Origin of the sequence: Mesorhizobium delmotii (assembly GCF_900149755.1) — a bacterium.
Taxonomy (GTDB): domain Bacteria; phylum Pseudomonadota; class Alphaproteobacteria; order Rhizobiales; family Rhizobiaceae; genus Mesorhizobium; species Mesorhizobium delmotii.
Genome location: NZ_FUIG01000052.1, coordinates 1 through 1,842 on the forward strand (window position 1 = coordinate 1; position 1,842 = coordinate 1,842).

At 53.3% G+C, this 1,842-nt stretch carries 2 protein-coding genes; both read left to right on the forward strand.

Annotated features, from left to right (window positions below; translation table 11 throughout):
* Nucleotides 1–641 precede the first annotated feature (641 nt).
* On the forward strand, nt 642–1,496 hold the full coding sequence (locus tag BQ8482_RS40175) for a calcium-binding protein (protein ID WP_165848772.1): 855 nt from the start codon (nt 642–644) through the stop codon (nt 1,494–1,496).
* Nucleotides 1,493–1,842 (forward strand): Ig-like domain-containing protein (locus tag BQ8482_RS30180; protein ID WP_208867881.1); only part of this gene is annotated, 350 nt, incomplete at its 3' end. The genes BQ8482_RS40175 and BQ8482_RS30180, both read left to right, overlap by 4 nt.

Sequence of the window (1,842 nt, forward strand, 5' to 3'; positions counted from 1 at the left end):
CACCCGAGGGGTGCACTTCACTACAGCAATAGTTCCGATGTGCTCGAGAATCTTGCGCGGCCGAGACTTGTGGGTCGAGGGAAGACTGTTCCGATCGCTGAAGATACGAACCGGCGTGTGCTGACTTTCGCATTATTATTTGCACCGGAACATTCATCATCACAATGAAGGGCGAAAAGAGTCGCTGGGGTCGAGTATAAGCAGAACCAGCGGACGCGTCAGAATTTTCGCGACATCAAATAGATGTGTTGGCTGGGAGAGCAAAAATGGTGGGTCCGCGAAAGTGGTTGCGGAGGCTGAGTGCGCCGAACGCGCCGCCAAGACAGGTTAGGTTGAAATAACTTCGTGCGACTACATCGATCCGGCAACTAATCCATATGCTGCCTGGGGGCATCACTATCAGAAAGTTGGTCCGCTGGTCTGACTGATGGCCGGCGTTTGGCAACAGCAGTACGAGCATTTGTTTCCGCGGATCAAATGTAAGTAGCTGTTCCTTTTGTGCAACACGCATTCTCCCCGATGCTTTCAAGTTAATTAAAATCATCGCGGTCCGTTAACAACGTTTCTTATTGACAATTGAATGAAATCATATTCAACATTACTAACAAAAGGTAAATTTGGGGCGTTGGGGAGGAAGTGTTATGGGCGCGAATGGTGACGACAATTATGTTGGCACGGCCACTGACTACAATGACAAATTGATCGGGGGTTCTGGGGCCGACGCGCTTTCAGGGGAGGGAGGAAACGACGTTCTCAATGGTGGTTCCGGTGCAGATATCCTGGATGGCGGCAGCGGTATTGACAGCTTGCTAGGCGGTTCGGGCGCTGACACCCTTGTTTTCGTATCGTACGAGAATCAGTACAAACTCCAGGGAACCATATATGACGATGGTATCGCGCAATTCGGCGTAACGACGTTCAGCGGGTACGATAGTTACGATGGTGGAAATGGTACTGTAAAAGGTGGTACCACCGAGATTGACACGCTAAAAATTGTAATCAGCGTACAGCAGTCTAACGATGTTGCCTTTATGGCAGCCCTAAATGCCGAGATTAACTATTTTAACAATGTTTGGCTACCGGCCCATGTCAACAAAAGCACAGGGCAGGCAGATCAATCGATTTATGAATTCCAGAGCATAAATCTGAAAATTTCTGCAATCGAAAAACTCTCGCCCGTCGTGATCGATCTCAGCACCAATCGTGCACCGGTGAACACCGTACCGTCCGGGGTACAATTGACCGATGAGGACGTATCAAAGGCGATTCCAGGGGTTTCGGTTTCAGATCCTGATGGTGGTACGTTAACGACTACCGTTTCAGTTCTGCACGGTTCTCTAAACGTCTCGAGTAGCCCGCTCGTGACCGGCAACGGCACCAATTCGGTGACCATTGTTGGCTCCGCAGCGGACATCAATTTAATTCTATCCGGTCTGACTTACACGGGAAATGGAGATTTTAACGGTTCAGATACGCTAACAATCACTACACGGTGACCTCGGGCGGCGTCACCGAGACCGCAACGGTCAACGTCACCGTCAACGCGGTCGCCGACATCGCCGACGACACCGCCTCGGGCGACGAGGACACGGCGATCACCACCACGGTGCTGGCCAACGACAGCTTCGAGGGCACGCCGGCGGTCACCGCGGTCACCCAGGGCGCCAACGGCGCGGTCGTCGTCAATGCCGACAACTCGGTCACCTACACGCCGAACGCCGACTTCAACGGCACCGACAGCTACACCTACACGGTGACCTCGGGCGGCGTCACCGAGACCGCAACGGTCAACGTCACCGTCAACGCGGTCGCCGACATCGCCGACGACACCGCCTCGGGCCC

Bases quoted from the DNA above. Each gene is read 5' to 3' on its own strand.
- BQ8482_RS40175 (WP_165848772.1), top strand. From the start codon at position 642: ATGGGCGCGAATGGTGACGACAATTATGTTGGCACGGCCACTGACTAC.